Source organism: Streptomyces sp. NBC_00209, from assembly GCF_045206345.1.
Lineage (GTDB): Bacteria > Actinomycetota > Actinomycetes > Streptomycetales > Streptomycetaceae > Streptomyces.
The window spans coordinates 3,173,430-3,192,781 of record NZ_CP108121.1 but is presented as its reverse complement, the minus strand read 5'-3'; the positions used below and the strand labels follow the sequence as shown (position 1 = coordinate 3,192,781).

The following is a 19,352-nucleotide window of genomic DNA, read 5'->3' as shown; positions in this document are numbered from 1 at the left end:
GCGGCCGGCGGTGTCAGCCGGAGCAGCCCCCGCACTGGCACGGCGCTCCGGACTGGCAGCCGCACCCGCAGCCCGATCCGCAGCCGCAGGCGCCCAGCACGGTCAGCGGCACCACCTCGGCGGGGGCCTCCCGCTCCGGTTCGGTCATGGGGGAATCGGCCATGGTTCCTCCTCAAGGCGTACGACAGGGCCGCAGGCCCACCGAGGGGCTCGCGACCGGGGCGTACGGACACGTCGTGCCGCCCCGCCCTATTGCATGCCCACCCGGACGGGCGCATCAACGGCGCACGCGCGCAGGAACGTATGTACGAGCCGTGCGCGCGGGCGTGCGCCCGGCCACCGAGTGCCCCGCCCCCTTCCCGCACCGGAGCCCGTCCAAGCCCTGTCGACCCGGCCGGCTCTAAGCTCCGTCGACCGGCGTGGGCTGCTGGATCTCGTCCGCGTGCTCACCCGTCACCAGGTAGACCACGCGCTTCGCCACCGACACCGCGTGGTCCGCGAACCGCTCGTAGTAGCGGCCGAGCAGCGTCACGTCGACGGCCGTCTCGATGCCGTGCTTCCAGCGGTCGTCCATCAGGTGCTGGAACAGCGCGCGGTGCAGCAGGTCCATCTCGTCGTCGTCCTGCTCCAGCTGGAGCGCGAGGTCGACGTCCTTGGTGACGATCACCTCGGCCGCCTTCGCCATCAGGCGCTGCGCGAGCTGGCCCATCTCCAGGATGGTGGCGTGCAGGTCGTACGGGACCGCGGACTGCGGGAAGCGCAGCCGGGCCAGTTTGGCGACGTGCTGGGCGAGGTCGCCCGAGCGCTCCAGGTCCGCGCTCATCCGCAGCGACGTCACCACGATCCGCAGATCGGTCGCCACCGGCTGCTGGCGGGCCAGGAGCGCGATGGCCCGCGCCTCCAGCTCGTGCTGGAGGTCGTCCACCTTCTGGTCGGCGGCGATCACCGACTCCGCCAGCTTCAGATCGGCGTCGAGCATCGCCGTCGTCGCCCGGCCTATCGCCGAGCCGACGAGCCGGGCCATCTCGACCAGGTCCTCGCCGATCGAGTCGAGTTCCTCGTGGTACGCGTCACGCATGGGTGTCCCTCTCCAGTCCTTGACCGAGGCCGGGGCCCGCCGACGACCGGCTCCGAACCCCACGCCACCACCGTGACGGGCGTACGCGTCGGATTCCGACCGGCCAAGTGAACCGGCCCTTGCCCCTCGGTGAACTCTGGGCGACGAGTGACCGAGGAGGCCCCCCGACGGCTGGGAGAGTGTCCGAGGTGCCGCATAACCTGGAGACATGGACGTGAACGCGGCGGTCGCCGCAGCTGCCGCGATCGCCGGTGTCGGTACCGGTGTGATCGCCATGCTGGCGTTCCGCTGGAGCGAGCGCGACCAGAAGAAGCCGACGCGCACCTCCCTGCGGCCCGACAGCGGCGCCCCGCTGCCCCCGGGCGTCGACACGGTCCTGTCCGTGCTCAGCTCCTCCGCGGTGGTGCTGGACGAGAGTGACAGCGTCGTCAAGGCCAGCTCCGCCGCGTACGCGCTGGGGCTCGTCCGGGGCGGGCGCCTCGCCGTGGAGCCGATGCTCAACATGGCGCGGGACACCCGCCGCGACGGCGAGATACGGCAGGTCGAACTGGACCTCCCGCGCCGCGGTACGGGCCGGGGCGAGGCCCTGGCCGTCTCCGCGCGGGTCGCCCCGCTCGGCTCCCGCCTGGTGCTGCTGCTCGTGGAGGACCTCACCGAGGCCCGCCGCATCGAGGCGGTCCGGCGCGACTTCGTCGCCAACGTCAGCCATGAGCTCAAGACCCCGACCGGCGCCCTGTCCCTGCTCTCGGAGGCCGTGCTCGACGCCTCCGACGACCAGGAGGCCGTCGAGCACTTCGCCCGCCGCATGCAGATCGAGGCGACCCGGCTCACCAACCTCGTCCAGGAGCTGATCGACCTCTCCCGGGTGCAGAACGACGACCCGCTGGAGGACGCCGAGCCGGTCCGCGTGGACGAGCTGGTCGCCGAGGCCATCGACCGCTGCCGCCAGCAGGCCGGCTCCAAGCAGATCACCATGGCCGCCGGCGGCACCGCCGACCTGCGGATATGGGGAAACCGGGGCCAGCTCGCGGCGGCCCTGGGCAACCTGGTCGAGAACGCCGTCAACTACAGCCCCGCCCGCACCCGCGTCGGCATCGCCGCCCGCCGCGTGGTCGTGCCCGGCGGGGACGAGATCGAGATCGCCGTGACCGACCAGGGCATCGGCATCTCCGAGAAGGACCGGGAACGGGTCTTCGAACGCTTCTACCGCGTCGACCCGGCCCGCTCACGCGCCACCGGTGGTACGGGCCTCGGCCTGGCCATCGTCAAACACGTGGCCGCCTCGCACGGCGGGGAGGTCACCGTGTGGAGCTCGGAGGGACAGGGCTCCACCTTCACCCTGCGGCTGCCCGAAGCGGGCTCCGCACGCGGCCGGGACCGTGCGTCCGGCGGTCCGCTCATCGTCAACGGCGACGAGGCGTCCCATCCGGACGCCGCCCCCGACTCCTTCGATTCATTCCCTTCCCCGGAGGCCCTTCCGTGACCCGAGTGCTTGTCGTCGAGGATGAGGAATCCTTCAGCGACGTCCTGTCCTACATGCTCCGCAAGGAAGGCTTCGAGGTCGCCATCGCGGCCACCGGACCCGACGGCCTGGACGAGTTCGAGCGCAACGGCGCCGACCTCGTACTGCTCGACCTGATGCTGCCCGGACTCCCCGGCACCGAGGTCTGTCGCCAGCTGCGCAGCCGCTCCAACGTGCCCGTGATCATGGTGACCGCCAAGGACAGCGAGATCGACAAGGTCGTCGGCCTGGAGATAGGGGCCGACGACTACGTCACCAAGCCCTACTCCTCCCGCGAGCTCGTCGCCCGCATCCGCGCCGTGCTGCGCCGGCGCGGCGAGCCCGAGGAGGTGACCCCCGCCGCCCTGGAGGCCGGACCGGTCCGCATGGACGTCGACCGGCACGTCGTCACGGTCTCCGGCGGCAAGGTCGACCTGCCGCTGAAGGAGTTCGACCTGCTGGAGATGCTGCTGCGCAACGCGGGCCGGGTGCTGACCCGGATGCAGCTCATCGACCGGGTCTGGGGCGCGGACTACGTGGGCGACACCAAGACCCTCGACGTCCACGTGAAGCGGCTGCGCGCCAAGATCGAGCCGGACCCGGGCGCGCCCAGGTTCCTGGTGACGGTCCGGGGCCTCGGGTACAAGTTCGAGCCGTAGGCCGGCCCGTACGCATGACATGGCCGAGGCGCCTCCCCCCGGCGGGGAAGGCGCCTCGGCCATGTGCGGTGCGGGGTGCGGCTCAGCCGGGCTGGCCGGACTCGGAGGCCGAGGACGAGGCCGACGCCTCGCCGGACGGGCTCCCGGACGCGTCAGGCGACGCGGAGCCGGTCGGGGAACCGGACGGCGAGGCGTCCGGCGTCTCCGACGGCTGGGGCAGCGCGCTGGGGCCGAAGCCCTTGAAGTAGTGCTTCGCCGGGACGACCGAGGCGGTCAGCGAGATGTCGCCGGAGCGGCTGAGCTTGAAGACCAGCGGCTGCACGTTGCCGTTCTCCGTGGCCTCGTCGCCGTTCTCGATGACGGCGGAGGCGTTGCCCTGGCCGCCCAGGATCACCCGGCCGCCGGCCGGGACGACGACCGGACCCGAGCCCTCGGCGGGGTGCAGCTGCACGGTGCCGCTGCCGCCCTTCAGGGTGATGGAGTCCAGGGTCTCCGCCTGGGAGCCGTTGTTGAACACCGTGGCGGTGACGACCGCCGGGCCCTTGGCCTCGCGCTCGGGCTGGGTGATGACGTTGGCGTTCTGGATCTTGATGTCGCCGGACCGGGTGGAGGCGTTGTCCGGGCGGACTTCGAGCGTCTGCGCGTTGTTGCCCGCACCGCATGCGGTGAGCGCGGTGATCGAGAACGCGATGGCAGTGGCGGCGAGGGCGCCGTGTCGAAGGCTGCGGCTCACGGCGGCGGCAACTCCTTGAACGTGCGGACGGTTCGGACGGGTCGGGCGCCTGGGGTAAAGCCGCCCTAAGGGTCTGTCAGCCGTCAGGTTACCGAGCCCTCCTCGCCGCCTCGCACCCGACCCGCCCCTGACGGGTCCGTGATCGCGGCACCCGGACACGTACGGACATTCGCAGTCCCCGCACATAACGCGCTTGATCAAATTCCGGCCACGCGTTCGCCCTGGGCTTCCTGTGCTGTTCACGGACGGTGGCGCATTCATTGCGCATAATCCCCGCCGGGGTCGTACGTTGATCAATTTCATTGGCCATGGGTACTTACGTCCGAACGAGTGATCCATCATCGAACGGGCTACGGAAAGTTCAGCAAGTGGAACCCGACAAAACGGGACGTTCGACCTCTTCGAAGCGGGTCGGGGTGTGTGTAACGTCCGCGTTTCTCTGTCGCCGGACAGCCGCTCCGACCTGCGAATACCGTCTTCCGCGGGGCCTCCGCAGCACGTTCCTGTCTCTCTTGTCAAGCCCCGAGATATGCCCTGACCTGCGAAAACGCCATTCAGGAGTGGCGATTCTCGTGTTACGCTTGATAGCCACGGAAGGGGTACCTGTCACATGACGTTCAAGGTTGGCGACACCGTGGTCTATCCCCATCACGGGGCCGCGCTGATCGAGGCTATCGAAACTCGCCAGATCAAAGGCGTGGACAAGACCTACTTGGTGCTCAAGGTCGCTCAGGGCGACTTGACGGTGCGTGTGCCGGCGGACAATGCGGAGTTCGTGGGCGTGCGCGACGTAGTCGGGCAGGAAGGGCTGGACCGCGTCTTCGAGGTGCTGCGCGCACCGTATGCCGAGGAGCCGACGAACTGGTCCCGGCGTTACAAGGCAAATCTCGAGAAGCTCGCATCCGGTGATGTCATCAAGGTCGCCGAAGTGGTTCGCGACCTGTGGCGTCGTGAGCGTGAGCGCGGACTCTCCGCAGGTGAGAAGCGCATGCTCGCCAAGGCGCGGCAGATCCTGGTGAGCGAGCTCGCTCTCGCGGAGAACACCAACGAGGACAAGGCCGAGGCTCTCCTCGACGAGGTCCTCGCATCCTGAACCGGATGGCACCGGTCATGACGACCGGATCGCACCGGCCGTAGATAATGTGCCGCGGTGCCCGCTGACCAGCTGTATTCACGCTGTGTCGTCGGGCGCTGCGGCATGTCCGGACCGCAATCCAACGGCGAATTCCGGCCACGCGCCGATCATCCCCCGGTACACGTCCTTGGTACGTTGCTCGCGATCTTGCTGAACCCGGCGTGCGAGACCGACCCCGAACGGCCGCGGCGCGTCCCGGCTCGCCCCGGGGTCACGGAAAGGGTCCCGGTCGAGTCATGGCGCAGCGCCCGGCTCGCTTGTGGCCATACCCACGTCCACCGTGGACACAAACATGCCGAAGCCTCGGAGTGCAACCGATGTCTGAAGAACCGCGTCCTTACCGCACGGCCGCCGTGATCCCCGCGGCCGGCCGCGGCGTACGGCTCGGCCCCGGCGCCCCCAAGGCGCTCCGCGCGCTCGGCGGGACGCCCATGCTCGTGCACGCCGTCCGCGCCATGGCGGCCTCCCGGCACGTGTCCCTGGTCGTCGTCGTCGCCCCGCCCGAGGGCGTCGCAGAGGTCCGCACCCTCCTGGACGAGTACGCCCTGCCGGAGCGCACCGACTTCCTCGTCGTGCCCGGCGCCGACACCCGCCAGGAATCCGTGAAACGCGGCCTCGACGCGCTCCCCGACACCATCTCCGCCGTCCTGGTGCACGACGCGGCCCGGCCCCTCGTCCCCGTGGACACCGTCGACGCCGTCGTCGAGGCCGTACGCGACGGCGCCCCCGCCGTGGTTCCCGCCCTGCCGCTCGCCGACACCGTCAAGGAGGTCGAGCCCGGGGCCCCCGGCGCGCCCGAGCCGGTGCTCTCCACCCCGGCCCGCGCCCGGCTCAGGGCCGTACAGACCCCGCAGGGCTTCGACCGCGCCACCCTGCTCCGCGCCCACGAGCAGGTCGCCGTCAGCGGCGAGGGCGCGACCGACGACGCCGGCATGGTCGAACAGCTCGGCGCGCCCGTCGTCGTCGTCCCCGGACACGAAGAGGCGTTCAAGGTCACCCGCCCCCTGGACCTGGTCCTGGCCGAGGCGGTTCTCGCACGCAGGAGGGCCAACGATGGCTTCTGAGACCACCGGGCCCGCCCAGGCCCCCGCCCCCGTCATCCCGCTCGTCGGCATCGGCACCGACATCCACGCCTTCGAGGAGGGCCGCGAGCTGTGGTGCGCCGGTCTGCGCTGGGACGGCGAGGGCCCCGGCCTGGCCGGCCACTCCGACGCGGACGTCGTCGCCCATGCCGCGTGCAACGCGCTCTTCTCCGCCGCCGGCCTCGGCGACCTCGGGCAGCACTTCGGCACCGGGCGCCCCGAGTGGTCCGGCGCCGCCGGGGTCACCCTGCTCGCGGAGGCCGCCCGCATCGTCCGCGCGGCGGGGTTCGAGATCGGCAACGTGGCCGTGCAGGTCGTCGGCGTACGCCCGAAGATCGGCAAGCGGCGCGAGGAGGCGCAGCAGGTGCTGTCCGACGCGGTCGGCGCCCCCGTCTCGCTGTCCGCCGCGACCTCCGACGGGCTGGGTTTCACCGGCCGCGGCGAGGGCATCGCGGGCCTCGCGACCGCCCTCGTCCACCGCACCGGCTGACCCGCCCGCGCCCGCCCCGTAACAACTGCGACCGCGATATCCACAGGGGCGCGGGGCACTGGTGCGGGCCCACTACCCTTGAGGGGTGACTATTCGCCTGTACGACACCAGCGCCCGGCAGATCCGTGACTTCGTCCCGCTCGCAGCGGGCTGTGTCTCGATCTACCTCTGTGGCGCTACCGTCCAGGCCGCCCCGCACATCGGGCACATCAGGTCCGGACTGAACTTCGACATCATGCGCCGCTGGTTCGCCCACCGCGGCTACGAGGTGACGTTCGTCCGGAACGTCACGGACATCGACGACAAGATCATCGCCAAGTCCGCCGAGCAGGGCCGCCCCTGGTGGTCCATCGGTTACGAGAACGAGCGGGCGTTCAACGCGGGCTACGACGCGCTCGGCTGCCTGCCGCCCACCTACGAACCGCGCGCGACCGGGCACGTCCCGGAGATGGTCGAGATGATGCGGGGCCTCATCGAGCGCGGCCACGCGTACGCCGCCGAGGGCAACGTCTACTTCGACGTGCGCTCGTACGACGGCTATCTGCAGCTGTCCAACCAGGAGCTGGACGATCTGCGCCAGCCCTCCGGCGAGGGCGAGACCGGCAAGCGCGACCAGCGCGACTTCGCCATGTGGAAGGCGTCGAAGCCCGGCGAGCCCAGCTGGGAGACGCCCTGGGGCCGCGGCCGCCCCGGCTGGCACCTGGAGTGCTCCGCCATGGCGCACAAGTACCTCGGCACCGCCTTCGACATCCACGGCGGCGGCATCGACCTGATCTTCCCGCACCACGAGAACGAGATCGCCCAGGCCAAGGCGTTCGGCGACGACTTCGCGGGCTACTGGGTGCACAACGGCTGGGTCACCATGTCCGGCGAGAAGATGTCGAAGTCGCTGGGCAACTCCGTGCTCGTCAGCGAGATGGTCAAGACCTGGCGCCCCATCGTCCTGCGCTACTACCTGGGCACCCCGCACTACCGGTCCATGATCGAGTACAGCGAGGAGGCCCTGCGCGAGGCCGAGTCCGCGTTCGCCCGCATCGAGGGCTTCATCCAGCGCGTCACCGAGAAGGCCGGCGAGACCGTCGCCCCGGCCGCCGAGGTGCCGCCCGCCTTCGCCGAAGCCATGGACGACGACCTCGGCGTTCCACAGGCCCTCGCGATCGTCCACACCACGGTCCGCCAGGGCAACTCCGCCCTCGCCGCCGACGACAAGGAAGCCGCCGTCGCGCGGCTCGCCGAGGTCCGCGCCATGCTGGGCGTCCTCGGCCTCGACCCGCTGGACGACCACTGGGCCGGGGAGGGCGACCGCGGCGACGACCTCCACGGCGTGGTGGACACCCTGGTCCGCCTCGTCCTCGACCAGCGGCAGTCCGCGCGCGCCCGCAAGGACTGGGCCGCCGCCGACGCCATCCGCGACCAACTCAACCAGTCCGGACTCGTCATCGAGGACAGCCCGTCCGGCCCCCGGTGGACACTCGGCCCGCGCCAGTAGCCCACCACATGCCGCCCGGTCCGCCGGGCGGCACACTGCACTTATACGTACGCACGACGAAGCAACGAAACAGGTAGGTCATGGCCGGGAACAGCCAGCGCAGGAACCGCCGCACGTCCAACAAGAAGGGCGCCACGGTCGGCAGCGGTGGCCAGCGACGCCGGGGCCTCGAAGGCAAGGGCCCCACCCCGCCCGCCGAGGAGCGCAAGAAGCACAAGAAGAACCGCATCGCGACCGCCAAGGCCAAGCAGGCCGCCAACCGCCGCCCCGCCCCCCGGCGCGGCGGTGTCAAGGGCACCTCGGAGATGGTCGTCGGCCGCAACCCGGTGTTCGAGGCCCTGCGCGACGGCGTCCCCGCCACCACGCTCTACGTCCAGCAGTACATCGACAACGACGAGCGCGTCCGTGAGGCCCTTCAGCTCGCCGGTGAGCGCGGCAACATCAACCTCATGGAGGCGCCGCGCCCCGAGCTCGACCGCATGACGGGCGGGCTCAACCACCAGGGTCTCGTCCTCCAGGTCCCGCCCTACGAGTACGCCGACCCGCAGGACCTCCTCGAAGCCGCGTACGACAACGGCGAGGACCCGCTCATCGTCGCCCTCGACGGCGTCACCGACCCGCGCAACCTCGGCGCGATCGTCCGCTCCGTCTCCGCCTTCGGCGGTCACGGCGTCGTCGTCCCCGAGCGCCGCGCGGCCGGCATGACCGCGGGCGCCTGGAAGTCCTCGGCCGGCACCGCCGCCCGTACCCCCGTCTCCAAGGTCACCAACCTGACCCGCGCCCTCGAAGCGTTCAAGAAGGAGGGCATCGCGGTCGTCGGCCTCGCCGCCGACGGCGAGCACACCGTCGAGGACCTCGAAGCGCTCGGCGGGCCCGTCGTCATCGTCATCGGCAGCGAGGGCAAGGGCCTCGGCCGCCTCGTCGGCGAGACCTGCGACTACCGCGTCCGCATCAACATGCCGGGCGGCGCCGAATCGCTCAACGCCGGTGTCGCCGCCGGCATCGTCATGTACGAGGTCGCGCGCCGCCGCGCCTGATCCACCCGGCCCGGAACGGGCCGGCGGGGGCGCGCGCGCACGTGCACGCGCCCCCGCGCAACCCACCACCACCTGTTGACGGGTCTCGGACACCTTCGACACGGTCGAGGCAGTGTCCTAATCACACATCACTCGGTTAGATGAGTGTGGACACCAGAACGCCTCGGTTCGACGAACTACCCGCCCTGAGCATGACCAAGGTGGACTGCGACCCTGCGCAGGTCATCGTCAACCACGCCAGCTTCCGGGTGCAGCTCGCCCCCGGCCAGCGCGCACGGCTGCGCGGTGTGACCCCCGCCGGCGCGCCCAGGATCCCCGCCATGAGCGCCCCCGGAGCCGGTCGCGGCCGGCGCGCCCCCGTCGTCTGGAGCGGCAAGTCCGCCCCCGGCGACCCCGGCGCCACCGGACTCCTCCAGGCCGTACGCAACTCCACCGCCGGCCGCCCCGACACCGCGTACGACCCCTACGACCCGTACGCCTCGTACGAGTTCGACCAGGGACGTGGCGGCGCCGGCACCCAGGTCATCCCGCGCCTCGACGAGTCCCCCCTCGAAGAGACCCAGCCCAACCCGGTCATCGGCGCACCCCGCTCCGGCGGCGGCCCCCTGCTGCCCCCCATGCGCCGGGCGGTCGGCGCCTACGACCCGGTCGACCCGGGCCCGTACGCCCCGGACGGCTACGACGCGCGGGGCCCGTACGACGACGAGTCCGCCGGCGACCTCACCGACGAGGAGGACCGTGGCCGGCGCCAGAGCGGCACCGACGACGTGCGCCACGCGTACTACCCGGGCCGCCGCATGAACCTCGGCGTCGTTCTGCTGCCGATGCGGGTCTTCCTCGGCTTCATCTCCATCTACGCGGGCATGGGCAAGCTCTGCGACCCCGTCTACTTCGACGGCGGCGAGCGCGGCTCGATGGTCAAGTGGCTCAACTCGCTCCACCCGTGGGCGCTGGCCGAGCCGCTGCGCGAGTTCGCCCTCTCGCACCCGGTCGGCGCCGGGCTCTCGATCGCCTTCCTCCAGGTCGTCGTCGGCGTCCTCACCGTCCTCGGGCTCTGGCAGCGCGTCGCCGCCACCGTCGGCGCCCTGCTGTCCGCCGCCCTCCTGGTCACCGTCAGCTGGCGCACCGTCGCCGCCTACGACGCGCCGGACATCATCTACCTCGCCGCCTGGAGCCCCCTGATCATCGCGGGCGCCCCCGTCTACTCCATCGACGGACGGCTCGCCGGGGAAGCCTGGCGCAAGCTCGGCCCCCGCTCCGAGATCTGGGACCTGCGCCGCCGTGTGCTGCGCCGGGGCGCCGTCGTCGCCAGCGTCGTCGTCGGCCTTACCCTGCTCATCGGCTCCGTCCTCGGCGGCGCCGTCCGCTCCACGGAGGTCGTCACCGTCCCCGGCCCCCACGGTGTCCCGACCAACCAGCTGCCCGGCTCGCCCCTCCCCGACAAGTCCCGCAAGGGCAAGGCGTCCAAGAGCCCCACCGGCCACCAGCCCACGCCCTCGCACAGCACCGCACCGCACACCCCGTCCGCCGACGCCTCCACCCCCTCCTCGGACAGCGTCCGCGAGACGGGCCAGGCCGCGGGCGCGAGCACCGGGCAGCCCAGCCAGACGCAGGGCACCGGCCAGCAGCCCCCGCGGCAGACCACCCCCCAGCAGCCGCCCGCCACCAGCTCCGGCCCCAGTTCCTCCGGGAGCACCGGCACCGGCGGCGGCTCCAGCACCGGCGGCACCGACCCCGACCCCGGCTCCACCTCGGGCGGCGACGACAGCGGGGGCCGCAACCCGATCGGCGGCCTCCTGGGCTGACGGCGGGCGCCCACACGGGAACGGGGCGGGCTCGGAGGAAATCCTCCGGGTCCGCCCCGTTTTCGTACGCCCTACCGCCCGTCCAGCTCCTTGGCGGCCTCCGTCAGGTCCTTCGCGGTGTCGATCGCCCGCCAGTACGCCCCGTGCGGCAACGGATAACCGGCCAGTCGGCGTTCGCGGGCCAGTCGCGGGAACGTGGTCCGCTCGTGGTCGCCCCGGTCCGGCAGCGTTCCCTTGAAAGCGGGGGAGAACACGTACACCCCGGCATTGATCAGATACGGCGACGGCGGCGCCTCGATGAAGTCGGTGATGTGCCCGAACGCGTCCGTCTCGACCGCGCCCCACGGAATCCGGGGCCGTGCCAGCGCCAGTGTCGCCGTGGCGTCGCGTTCCGCGTGGAACGCCGCCATCTCGCGCAGCGAGAACCGCGTCCAGATGTCCCCGTTGGTCGCGTACCACGGCTCGTCCGGCTCGGGCAGGCGCGTCGCCGCGTACTTCAGGCCGCCGCCGCGTCCCAGCGGCTCGGACTCCACCACCGTCGTCACGCGCAGCGGAAGCACCGCGTCTGCCAGCCACTCCTGGAGCACCTCGGCCAGGTGCCCGCACGACACCACGGCATCGGTCACGCCCTCGGCGGCCAGCCAGGAAAGCTGATGGCCGATGATCGGCGTCCCGGTACCCGGGATCTCGACCATCGGCTTGGGGCGGTCATCGGTATACGGGCGCAGCCGTGACCCCTGGCCACCCGCCAGGATCACGGCCTGCGTCGGAAACGTATGCATGCCAGGCACGATAAGCCGTGCCCGGCAGCGGGGAGCGTCGCGTCGGTCAGCTGAACTGGGCGACGCCCGAGGCGAACGAGGTGTCGCAGACGGGGCGCGAGAAGCGGTGCGCGCGCGTCGGGCCGTACTTGTCGACGGCCGCCTTGCCCAGGGTCTTCGCGAGGGACATGCAGTGCTTGGCGAGCGACGGGCGTCCCTCGACGGCGCGCTGGAGGTCTGTCAGCGCGACGCCCGGGTCCTTGGCGCGGAGCTCCTGGAGGAGCCGGTCGCGCAGGACGTCCTGCGGGGCGCGCGGCTTGACGGCGGCCTTGGCACCCTTGGCGTCGGAGACGGTACGGGCCGACGCGGCGAGGAGCTGCGAGTCGGAGTTGCTGGCTGCCCACGGCACGGCGGTGACCGCGAGGGTCCCGGACAGGACCATGACGACGGGCAGTACGAAAGCGAGAGTTCGGCCGATACGGCGCACGGTGTGGGTCACGCAGCGAGCGTAGCGGCCGGTGATGACATGGCGACATTACGTCACCCTCGCGGGGGATGGTTCGAGTGTGCTTTTCGAATCGCGTGTTGACGAACGGAAGCGAAATGACCGTTCTGGCGGGGAATTCGCCTCCGCCGCTTTACACGCGTCCGGCGCTTCGAACCGGGCCCGCGACGCGCGGTGGCCCCGCACGAAGATCGTGCGGGGCCACCGTACAGCGGGTGCGACGTCAGTCGGTGAGGCGCTCACCGGTCGACGTGGCGAAGACGTGCAGCTCGTCCGGGCGGGGCACGACGTGCAGCTTGGTGCCCTTCTCCGGGACGGCGCGGCCGCCGACGCGGACGACCAGGTCCTTGTGCTCGCCCCCGACCTCGGCGGCACCGTAGACGAAGCCGTCGGCGCCGAGCTCCTCGACCACGTTGACCGAGACGGCCAGGCCGGCCGGGGCGTCCGAGGAGTCCTTGGTGAGGGACTTCGCGGCGGCGCCGCCGTGCTCCACGATGTCGAAGTGCTCGGGGCGGATGCCGACCGTGACGGTGGTGTCGCCGCGGTCCGCGGCGGCGGTCAGCGCCTCGCGGGAGACCGGGACGACGCTGTTGCCGAACTTCACGCCACCGTCGGTGATCGGGACCTCGACCAGGTTCATCGCGGGGGAGCCGATGAAGCCGGCCACGAAGAGGTTGGCCGGGCGGTCGTACATGTTGCGCGGCGAGTCGACCTGCTGGAGGAGACCGTCCTTGAGGACCGCGACGCGGTCGCCCATGGTGAGGGCCTCGACCTGGTCGTGCGTGACGTACACGGTGGTGATGCCCAGGCGGCGCTGGAGCGAGGCGATCTGCGTACGGGTGGAGACACGGAGCTTGGCGTCGAGGTTCGACAGCGGCTCGTCCATGAGGAAGACCTGCGGCTCACGCACGATCGCGCGGCCCATCGCCACACGCTGGCGCTGACCACCGGAGAGCGCCTTCGGCTTGCGGTCCAGGTAGTCGGTGAGGTCCAGCATCTTGGCGGCCTCTTCGACCTTCGCCCGGATCTCGGTCTTGTTGATACCGGCGATCTTGAGCGCGAAGCCCATGTTGTCCGCGACGGACATGTGCGGGTACAGCGCGTAGTTCTGGAACACCATGGCGATGTCCCGGTCCTTCGGCGGCAGGTGCGTGACGTCGCGGTCACCGATGCGGATCGCACCGCCGTTGACGTCCTCAAGACCCGCGAGCATGCGGAGCGAGGTGGACTTGCCACAACCGGAGGGACCGACGAGGACGAGGAACTCGCCGTCCGCGATGTCGATCTCGAGCTGGTCGACCGCGGGCTTCGTGGAGCCGGGGTAGACGCGGGACGCCTTGTCGAACGTGACACTGGCCATGCTGATTCTTCTCCTCCACCGGCAGGAACGTGCCGGACGATCCGTTGTAAGGGAGTGGTCTGGTCCATCTGAGTGAACCTGCATGGACGCTACCTGGCGGTTTCGGATCTGTCAGTAGTTCCCTGGCTGTGAAATTTCTGCACGGTGCCGGGGGCCGGGTTGGTTAGACTGCTCCGGCACGCCTCCTTAGCTCAGCTGGCCAGAGCAACGCACTTGTAATGCGTAGGTCGTCGGTTCGAATCCGACAGGGGGCTCCACCGCCAGGCCGGTCTTCCCCGGCCTGGTTTTTTCATGCCTCTGTTCCGCGTCGGGTCAGCGGGTAGCACCCCAGGCCGATCAGTGCCGCTGTCAGGTGGCCGATGTCCGTGAACGTCGGGTTGGTGATCAGGGGGACCGTGTAGATCACCAGGACCGCGAAGAGGTAGGCCGGGCGCCAGGGGCGGGGGACGTAATAGGTGAGGACCGCGACCACGCCGGCCAGGGCGTAGCTGACGCCCACGTCGAGGGTGTTGGCGGCGGAGGCCGGGGCGTGGCCGTGGCGGATGGCCCAGGCGAGGATGCCCTCGCTGACGAGGGTGGCGAGGACGTGCGCGGTCGCGGCGACGGTGAGCCAGCGCAGGGTGCCGAGGCGGCGTTCGGCGGGGGCGTGGAAGACGGTGTAGAGGACGGCGTAGGGGAGCCACTGTCCGCTGTCGATCCAGAAGGCGCTGGTGATGAGGACGCGGACGGGGTTACGGGAGAGCTCGTGGATGTTGGTGGAGCGCTGGCGGAGGAACTCCTCCTCGAAGGCCGGTGACATCTGGTGGACGATCACCGTGGTGACGAAGAGGGCGGTCAGCCAGAGGTACGTGCCGGGGGCGCTGCGGATCCAGGAGCCGAGGGTGCGGAGCAGCCGCCCGGCGGGGGTGGTGCGGGGCCGGGCGGGCGGGGCTGGGTGGCCGGAGGGCATGCCCGATTGACGCACGCTCCTACGATCGGGGGCGTGATCGACATTCCGGATGCGCTCATCGCTACTCAGTCCGCATACAACGGGGAGGCTGGCCGGGCGTTCGTGGCGGCGCTGCCGGGGCTGGCGGCGGAGTTCCTGGAGCGGTGGGGGCTGCGCCGGGACGGTGCGGCGATGTACGGGGTGTGCGCGCTGGTCCTGCCGGTGGTGCGGGCGGGGGACGGGCGGCGGGCGGTGCTGAAGTTGCAGCCGGTGGACGCGGAGACGGCGGGGGAGCCGGTCGCGCTGCGGCTGTGGGATGCGGCGGGGGCCGGGGCGGTGCGGTTGCTGGAGCACGATCCGGAGACCGGGTCGATGCTCCTGGAGCGGCTGGACGGACACCGTTCGCTGGCGGGCGAGCCGGACCCGGACCGGGCGGTCCGGGTGATCGCGGGGCTGCTGGCGGAGCTGACGGCGGTGCGGCCGGGGGAGCGCGCGAAGGGGGCCGGGGCCGGGCTGCGAGGGCTCGGGGAGGCCGCCGCGCGGATGCTGGCCGCCGCGCCGGATGTCGTGGCGGCACTGGTGGACGAGGAGGAGCGGGGGCTCGTACGGGACTGTGCGGCGGCGGTGCGTGAGGTGGCGGGGGAGCCGGGAGACCGGCTGCTGCACTGGGACCTGCACTTCGGGAACGTGCTGGCGGGGGAGGACGGCGCCGGGTGGGTGGCCATCGACCCGAAGCCCTTGGTGGGGGACCCGGGGTTCGAACTGCTGCCCGCGCTGGTGGACCGGTTCGACGCGGGCGCGGTGGGGAAGCGGTTCAACGCGATGACCGGGGTGCTGGGGCTCGACCGGGGCAGGGCGGCGGCCTGGACCCTGGGGAGGGTGCTCCAGAACGCGTGCTGGTCGGCGGAGGGCGGGTCGCGGCGGCTGGCGCCGGAGCAGGCGGAGATCGCGCGGGTGGTGCGGGGGTCTGTCCGACGGATGGGCCGGGCGTAGCTTTCGGCGGGGCGATGTCTACGCTGCACGCATGATTCGTACCGCCACCCCCGCCGATGTCCCCGTCATCCACGCCATGGTGTGTGAGTTGGCCGACTACGAGAAGGCGCTGCACGAGGTGCGTGCGACGGAGGAGCAGTTGCGGGAGGCGCTGTTCGGCGAGCGGCCGGCGGCGTTCGCGCACATCGCGGAGTCGGACGAGGACGGCGAGGTCGTCGGCTTCGCGCTCTGGTTCCTGAACTTCTCGACGTGGCGCGGGGTGCACGGCATCTACCTGGAGGACCTGTACGTACGCCCGCAGCGGCGCGGCGGCGGGCACGGGAAGGCGCTGCTGAGGGAGCTGGCGCGGATCTGTGGGGAGCGGGGTTACGAGCGCCTGGAGTGGTCGGTGCTGAACTGGAACGCCCCGTCGATCGCGTTCTACGAGTCGCTGGGCGCGCGTCCGCAGGACGAGTGGACGGTGTACCGGCTGACCGACGGGGCGCTGGCGGAGCTGGGCGGGGCGTGAGGCGCCGGGGCGTTGTCAGTGGCGTGCGTCACGATGGGGGCATGGTGCGCAGTGGTGGTCGGAGCGGTGGGGTGAAGGCGGCGCGGCGGCCTGAGGTGCGGTTGCCGCCGCTGGTGGATTTCGAGGAGGGCGGGCTCGAACCGGACGGGGATTACGACGGGGTGCGGTTCGGGGCGTCCGTGGACCTGGAGGACGCGTCGGGGCGGGGTGCGCGGTTCATGGACTGCGCGCTGGAGGGCTGCGCCCTGGACCGGGCGGAGCTGGTGCGGGCCCGGTTCATCGACTCGGTGCTGACGGGCGTACGGGGGGTGGGCACCGATCTCGCGGAGGCGTCGCTGCGGGATGTCGAGGTGGTGGACGCGCGGCTGGGCGGGGTGCAGTTGCACGGCGCGGTGCTGGAGCGGGTGGTGGTGCGGGGCGGGAAGATCGACTACCTGAATCTGCGGGAGGCCCGGCTGACGGACGTCGTCTTCGAGGGCTGTGTGCTGGCGGAGCCGGACTTCGGGGGTGCGCGGCTGACGCGGGTCGAGTTCCGGGACTGCGTGCTGAAGCGGGCGGACTTCAGCGCGGTGCGGATGGAGGACGTGGATCTGCGGGGGACCGCGGAGCTGGACATCGCGCGGGGCGTGGAGCGGCTGGCGGGCGCGGTGATCAGCCCGGTGCAGCTGATGGAGCTGGCGCCGGCGTTCGCGGCGCAGATCGGGGTGCGGGTGGAGGCGTGAGGCGCGGGCCGGGCCCGGTCAGAGGCGGGGGAAGCGGGCCTGGAGGTCCCAGACGGCCGGGTTGTCGGCCAGGCCCTCGTGCATGTCGGCCAGGTCGGCGATCAGGTCGTGCAGGAAGTCGCGGGCTTCGCGGCGCAGGAGGGAGTGGCTGAAGGTCAGCGGCGGTTCCTCGGGGTCCATCCAGTCGGCCTCGATGTCGACCCAGCCGAAGCGGCGCTCGAAGAGCATGCGGTCGGTGGACTCGGTGAAGTCGAGTTCGGCCTGCTGGCGGCGGTGCGAGCGGCTGCCGCGCGGGTCCTGGTCGATCCGCTCCACGATGTCGCACAGCGCCCAGGCGAAGTCGAGCACCGGCACCCATCCCCAGGCTGTGGATACTTCGCGGTCCGCCTTGGTGTCCGCGAGGTAGACGTCCCCGGAGAACAGGTCGTGCCGCAGCGCGCGGACGTCCGCGCGGCGGTAGTCGGTCTGCGGGGGGTCGGGGAAGCGGCGGGAGAGGGAGTAGCCGATGTCGAGCACGGTTCGATGGTGTCATGCCCGGCGTGTCGGTCCGGCACCAGCGGGCGGGGGCTTCAGGGCAGCAGGCGCTGTTCCTTGGCGACGGCGACGGCTCCGGCGCGGGTGTCGACGCCGAGCTTGTCGTAGATGCGGCCCAGGTGCGTCTTGACCGTGGCCTCGCTGATGAACAGGGCACGGGCGATCTCGCGGTTGCCGAGGCCCCGGGAGAGCTGGCCGAGGATGTCGCGTTCGCGGTCGGTGAGCGTGGGGCGGGGTGCGCGCATGCGGGCCATCACGCGGCTGGCGACGGGCGGGGAGAGCGTGGTGCGGCCCTGGGCGGCGGAGCGGATCGCGGCGAACAGCTCCTCGGGGCGTTCGGCCTTGAGCAGGTAGCCGGTGGCGCCCGCCTCGATGGCGCGCGTGATGTCGGCGTCGGTGTCGTACGTGGTGAGGACGAGGACGTGGGTGCCGGGGCCGGCCGCGATGCGGCGGGTCGCTTCGACGCCGTCGATGCCGGTGCCGAGCTGGAGGTCCATCAGGACGACGTCGGGGGCGAGCCGGGCGGCGAGTGCCACGGCCTCCTCGCCGCTGCCCGCCTCGCCGACGACCTCGATGTCGGGTTCGCTGCCGAGGAGGGCGAGGAGCCCGGCGCGTACGACGGCGTGGTCGTCGCAGAGCAGGATGCGGATGCGGTCGGCGCTCATGTCTGTGGTCCTGTCGGCGGTCATGCGGGGTCCTGGGGTGTGGGGGCGACGGGGACGGTGGCGGTGACGACGGTGCCTTCGCCGGGGGCCGATTCGATGGTGAGGGTGCCGCCGAGCTGGTGGAGGCGGGCGCGCATCGCGGGCAGCCCGTGGCCGCGCACCCCGCCGGGGGTGCCGGCGGTGGGCGTGAAGCCGTGGCCGTTGTCGGCGATGTCGAGGACGGTGCGGTCGTCCAGGTGCGTGAGCGTGAGGGCGGCCTCGGTGGCGCCCGCGTGTTCGGTGACGTTGGCCAGGGCGCCCTGGGCGATCCGCAGCAGGGCGGACTGGGTGCGGTCGGGCAGGACGGTGTGCGGGGCGCCCTCGATGTGGCAGCGGACGGTGAGCCTGCCCTGTGCCTGGGCGGTTTCGCGGGCGGCGAGTGCGTGCAGGGCGGCGTCGAGGCCGCCGCCCTCGGCCAGGTCGGCGGGGGCCAGGTCGTGGACGAAGCGGCGGGCCTCGGCGAGGTTGCGTTCGGCGATGCCTTCGGCGGTACGGATGTGGCGTCGGGCGGCGGCCGGGTCGGTGTCCCAGGTGCGGTCGGCGGCCTGGAGGAGCATCTGCTGGCTGGACAGGCCCTGGGCGAGGGTGTCGTGGATCTCCATGGACAGCCGCTGGCGTTCGGCGAGCGTGCCTTCGCGGCGCTCGGTGGCGGCGAGTTCGCGGCGGGTGCGGAGCAGGTCGTCGATGAGCCCGCTCTGCCGTACGGCCTGGCGCCGCATATGGACGAACACGGCGGTGGCGACGGCGGCGACGGCGGGCGGGGCGAGCACGAGGTTGGGGTCGAAGCCGTGTGCGAGGCGGAGTTGCGCGGCGACGACGAGCAGGGTGAGCAGCGCGACGAGCGCGTACGCGGCACGGGGCGGCAGGATGCGCAGCCCGGTGTAGAAGAGCGGCACCGCGCACCAGGCGAAGCTGGGCGCGAGGACGACCACCACCATCCACACGACGACGAGCCCGCCGAGCCAGACGAGGCTGCGGGCGGTGGGGCGCGAGCCGAGCACGGGCCCGACGACGTAGAGCACGGCCAGGGCGATCGACAGGCCGATGATCCAGGGCGTGCGGGCCTCACCGGGGTGCCGGAGCAGGAACCGGGCGAGCGAGGCGCCGAGGAGCAGGAAGAACGCGGCGTGCATGAGGAGGGCGAGGGAGCGGGTGTCGTCGGCGTCCCGCTCCGGCGTGGGCCGGGGCCCGTCCTCGTACCCGTGCCGCACCTCGTACCCCTGTTCTCCGGTCCGGGTGGACCCGCGCTGACCTGCGTGGACATTCCATCGTCCCCCCGGACGGCCGTCTCCGCATCAACCGATCGGCCGATGGGGACGTCAGCCGTC

21 protein-coding genes and 1 tRNA gene are annotated in these 19,352 nt (G+C 71.8%); 12 read left to right on the top strand and 10 right to left on the bottom strand.

The annotated features are described in order from the left end of the window. Nucleotides 1–13: 13 nt before the first annotated feature. Both OG867_RS14355 and phoU read right to left on the bottom strand, forming a co-directional pair. The gene (locus OG867_RS14355; RefSeq protein WP_185992863.1) at nucleotides 14–163 is read right to left on the bottom strand and encodes a hypothetical protein; all 150 of its coding nucleotides are present in this window, start codon (nucleotides 161–163) and stop codon (nucleotides 14–16) included. A gap of 237 nt (nucleotides 164–400) precedes the next feature. Further along, complete coding sequence (gene phoU / locus OG867_RS14350; protein WP_328901406.1) at nucleotides 401–1,078, bottom strand: phosphate signaling complex protein PhoU; 678 nt, start codon at nucleotides 1,076–1,078, stop codon at nucleotides 401–403. 208 nt (nucleotides 1,079–1,286) lie between these two features. Here phoU and OG867_RS14345 point away from each other — a divergent pair, with 208 nt between their 5' ends. Both OG867_RS14345 and OG867_RS14340 read left to right on the top strand, forming a co-directional pair. Then, the gene (locus OG867_RS14345) at nucleotides 1,287–2,561 is read left to right on the top strand and encodes a sensor histidine kinase (RefSeq protein ID WP_406285606.1); all 1,275 of its coding nucleotides are present in this window, start codon (nucleotides 1,287–1,289) and stop codon (nucleotides 2,559–2,561) included. Further along, complete coding sequence (locus tag OG867_RS14340; protein ID WP_328901408.1) at nucleotides 2,558–3,238, top strand: response regulator transcription factor; 681 nt, start codon at nucleotides 2,558–2,560, stop codon at nucleotides 3,236–3,238. The genes OG867_RS14345 and OG867_RS14340 overlap by 4 nt, the downstream gene beginning before the upstream one ends. A gap of 82 nt (nucleotides 3,239–3,320) precedes the next feature. On the opposite strand, the gene OG867_RS14335 is transcribed toward OG867_RS14340, so the two are convergent. Then, complete coding sequence (locus OG867_RS14335; RefSeq protein WP_406285604.1) at nucleotides 3,321–3,971, bottom strand: DUF461 domain-containing protein; 651 nt, start codon at nucleotides 3,969–3,971, stop codon at nucleotides 3,321–3,323. A 610-nt stretch (nucleotides 3,972–4,581) separates the two neighbouring features. Between OG867_RS14335 and OG867_RS14330 the strand changes: the two genes are divergently transcribed. The 6 genes from OG867_RS14330 (at nucleotide 4,582) to OG867_RS14305 (ending at nucleotide 11,009) form a co-directional block, all read left to right on the top strand. Further along, the gene (locus OG867_RS14330; protein ID WP_006380568.1) at nucleotides 4,582–5,064 is read left to right on the top strand and encodes a CarD family transcriptional regulator; all 483 of its coding nucleotides are present in this window, start codon (nucleotides 4,582–4,584) and stop codon (nucleotides 5,062–5,064) included. 359 nt (nucleotides 5,065–5,423) lie between these two features. Further along, complete coding sequence (gene ispD, locus OG867_RS14325) at nucleotides 5,424–6,170, top strand: 2-C-methyl-D-erythritol 4-phosphate cytidylyltransferase (protein ID WP_406285601.1); 747 nt, start codon at nucleotides 5,424–5,426, stop codon at nucleotides 6,168–6,170. After that, nucleotides 6,160–6,678 carry a 2-C-methyl-D-erythritol 2,4-cyclodiphosphate synthase gene (gene ispF, locus OG867_RS14320; protein ID WP_328901411.1) on the top strand — a complete coding sequence of 173 codons (519 nt, stop codon included), beginning with the start codon at nucleotides 6,160–6,162 and terminating at the stop codon, nucleotides 6,676–6,678. Before ispD ends, ispF begins: the two co-directional genes overlap by 11 nt. A gap of 85 nt (nucleotides 6,679–6,763) precedes the next feature. Beyond that, a complete protein-coding gene (cysS, locus tag OG867_RS14315; RefSeq protein WP_406285598.1) occupies nucleotides 6,764–8,167 on the top strand; it encodes a cysteine--tRNA ligase in 1,404 nt (467 codons plus the stop codon). Between the two features lie 80 nt (nucleotides 8,168–8,247). Beyond that, nucleotides 8,248–9,204 (top strand): 23S rRNA (guanosine(2251)-2'-O)-methyltransferase RlmB, encoded by a 957-nt coding sequence (rlmB, locus tag OG867_RS14310; protein ID WP_406285596.1) that lies wholly within the window; start codon nucleotides 8,248–8,250, stop codon nucleotides 9,202–9,204. A gap of 191 nt (nucleotides 9,205–9,395) precedes the next feature. Continuing rightward, a complete protein-coding gene (locus OG867_RS14305; protein WP_406285594.1) occupies nucleotides 9,396–11,009 on the top strand; it encodes a DoxX family membrane protein in 1,614 nt (537 codons plus the stop codon). 71 nt (nucleotides 11,010–11,080) lie between these two features. On the opposite strand, the gene OG867_RS14300 is transcribed toward OG867_RS14305, so the two are convergent. The 3 genes from OG867_RS14300 to OG867_RS14290 form a co-directional block, all read right to left on the bottom strand. After that, nucleotides 11,081–11,791 (bottom strand): nucleotidyltransferase family protein, encoded by a 711-nt coding sequence (locus tag OG867_RS14300; RefSeq protein ID WP_328901415.1) that lies wholly within the window; start codon nucleotides 11,789–11,791, stop codon nucleotides 11,081–11,083. A 46-nt stretch (nucleotides 11,792–11,837) separates the two neighbouring features. Further along, nucleotides 11,838–12,269 (bottom strand): hypothetical protein, encoded by a 432-nt coding sequence (locus OG867_RS14295; RefSeq protein WP_406285592.1) that lies wholly within the window; start codon nucleotides 12,267–12,269, stop codon nucleotides 11,838–11,840. A gap of 229 nt (nucleotides 12,270–12,498) precedes the next feature. Beyond that, nucleotides 12,499–13,635, bottom strand: coding sequence for a sn-glycerol-3-phosphate ABC transporter ATP-binding protein UgpC (locus OG867_RS14290; protein WP_328901417.1), 1,137 nt, complete (start codon nucleotides 13,633–13,635; stop codon nucleotides 12,499–12,501). Nucleotides 13,636–13,815: 180 nt separating this feature from the next. On the opposite strand from OG867_RS14290, the gene OG867_RS14285 reads away from it, so the two are divergent. Continuing rightward, nucleotides 13,816–13,892: transfer RNA gene (locus tag OG867_RS14285), tRNA-Thr, on the top strand. 32 nt (nucleotides 13,893–13,924) lie between these two features. Here OG867_RS14285 and OG867_RS14280 read toward each other — a convergent pair. Further along, nucleotides 13,925–14,584 (bottom strand): rhomboid-like protein, encoded by a 660-nt coding sequence (locus tag OG867_RS14280; protein WP_328904404.1) that lies wholly within the window; start codon nucleotides 14,582–14,584, stop codon nucleotides 13,925–13,927. Between the two features lie 33 nt (nucleotides 14,585–14,617). Here OG867_RS14280 and OG867_RS14275 point away from each other — a divergent pair, with 33 nt between their 5' ends. From OG867_RS14275 to OG867_RS14265, 3 genes are read left to right on the top strand one after another with little or no spacing between them, the layout of a single operon-like run. Beyond that, a complete protein-coding gene (locus OG867_RS14275; RefSeq protein ID WP_406285590.1) occupies nucleotides 14,618–15,556 on the top strand; it encodes an aminoglycoside phosphotransferase family protein in 939 nt (312 codons plus the stop codon). Between the two features lie 31 nt (nucleotides 15,557–15,587). Further along, nucleotides 15,588–16,064, top strand: a complete 477-nt coding sequence (locus OG867_RS14270) for a GNAT family N-acetyltransferase (RefSeq protein WP_406285587.1) — start codon at nucleotides 15,588–15,590, stop codon at nucleotides 16,062–16,064. 41 nt (nucleotides 16,065–16,105) lie between these two features. Further along, a complete protein-coding gene (locus tag OG867_RS14265) occupies nucleotides 16,106–16,786 on the top strand; it encodes a pentapeptide repeat-containing protein (protein WP_328901420.1) in 681 nt (226 codons plus the stop codon). 18 nt (nucleotides 16,787–16,804) lie between these two features. Here OG867_RS14265 and OG867_RS14260 read toward each other — a convergent pair whose 3' ends face one another. The 3 genes from OG867_RS14260 to OG867_RS14250 are packed head-to-tail and all read right to left on the bottom strand — an operon-like array spanning nucleotide 16,805 to nucleotide 19,235. Then, nucleotides 16,805–17,302: a hypothetical protein gene (locus OG867_RS14260; RefSeq protein WP_265542672.1), complete on the bottom strand. Its 498-nt coding sequence runs from the start codon at nucleotides 17,300–17,302 to the stop codon at nucleotides 16,805–16,807. Nucleotides 17,303–17,355: 53 nt separating this feature from the next. Further along, nucleotides 17,356–18,009 carry a response regulator gene (locus tag OG867_RS14255; protein WP_406285583.1) on the bottom strand — a complete coding sequence of 218 codons (654 nt, stop codon included), beginning with the start codon at nucleotides 18,007–18,009 and terminating at the stop codon, nucleotides 17,356–17,358. Next, nucleotides 18,006–19,235 (bottom strand): sensor histidine kinase, encoded by a 1,230-nt coding sequence (locus tag OG867_RS14250; RefSeq protein ID WP_406285581.1) that lies wholly within the window; start codon nucleotides 19,233–19,235, stop codon nucleotides 18,006–18,008. The genes OG867_RS14255 and OG867_RS14250 overlap by 4 nt, the downstream gene beginning before the upstream one ends. Between the last annotated feature and the right edge of the window lie 117 nt (nucleotides 19,236–19,352).

What these genes read in the sequence shown, in the direction of transcription:
- OG867_RS14270 (WP_406285587.1), top strand. Translation starts at nt 15,588, where the DNA reads ATGATTCGTACCGCCACCCCCGCCGATGTCCCCGTCATCCACGCCATG.
- ispD (WP_406285601.1), top strand. Translation starts at nt 5,424, where the DNA reads ATGTCTGAAGAACCGCGTCCTTACCGCACGGCCGCCGTGATCCCCGCG.
- ispF (WP_328901411.1), top strand. Translation starts at nt 6,160, where the DNA reads ATGGCTTCTGAGACCACCGGGCCCGCCCAGGCCCCCGCCCCCGTCATC.
- rlmB (WP_406285596.1), top strand. Translation starts at nt 8,248, where the DNA reads ATGGCCGGGAACAGCCAGCGCAGGAACCGCCGCACGTCCAACAAGAAG.
- OG867_RS14280 (WP_328904404.1), bottom strand. Translation starts at nt 14,584, where the DNA reads ATGCCCTCCGGCCACCCAGCCCCGCCCGCCCGGCCCCGCACCACCCCC.
- OG867_RS14290 (WP_328901417.1), bottom strand. Translation starts at nt 13,635, where the DNA reads ATGGCCAGTGTCACGTTCGACAAGGCGTCCCGCGTCTACCCCGGCTCC.
- OG867_RS14300 (WP_328901415.1), bottom strand. Translation starts at nt 11,791, where the DNA reads ATGCATACGTTTCCGACGCAGGCCGTGATCCTGGCGGGTGGCCAGGGG.
- OG867_RS14330 (WP_006380568.1), top strand. Translation starts at nt 4,582, where the DNA reads ATGACGTTCAAGGTTGGCGACACCGTGGTCTATCCCCATCACGGGGCC.
- OG867_RS14265 (WP_328901420.1), top strand. Translation starts at nt 16,106, where the DNA reads ATGGTGCGCAGTGGTGGTCGGAGCGGTGGGGTGAAGGCGGCGCGGCGG.
- phoU (WP_328901406.1), bottom strand. Translation starts at nt 1,078, where the DNA reads ATGCGTGACGCGTACCACGAGGAACTCGACTCGATCGGCGAGGACCTG.
- OG867_RS14355 (WP_185992863.1), bottom strand. Translation starts at nt 163, where the DNA reads ATGGCCGATTCCCCCATGACCGAACCGGAGCGGGAGGCCCCCGCCGAG.
- OG867_RS14305 (WP_406285594.1), top strand. Translation starts at nt 9,396, where the DNA reads ATGACCAAGGTGGACTGCGACCCTGCGCAGGTCATCGTCAACCACGCC.
- OG867_RS14345 (WP_406285606.1), top strand. Translation starts at nt 1,287, where the DNA reads ATGGACGTGAACGCGGCGGTCGCCGCAGCTGCCGCGATCGCCGGTGTC.
- OG867_RS14255 (WP_406285583.1), bottom strand. Translation starts at nt 18,009, where the DNA reads ATGACCGCCGACAGGACCACAGACATGAGCGCCGACCGCATCCGCATC.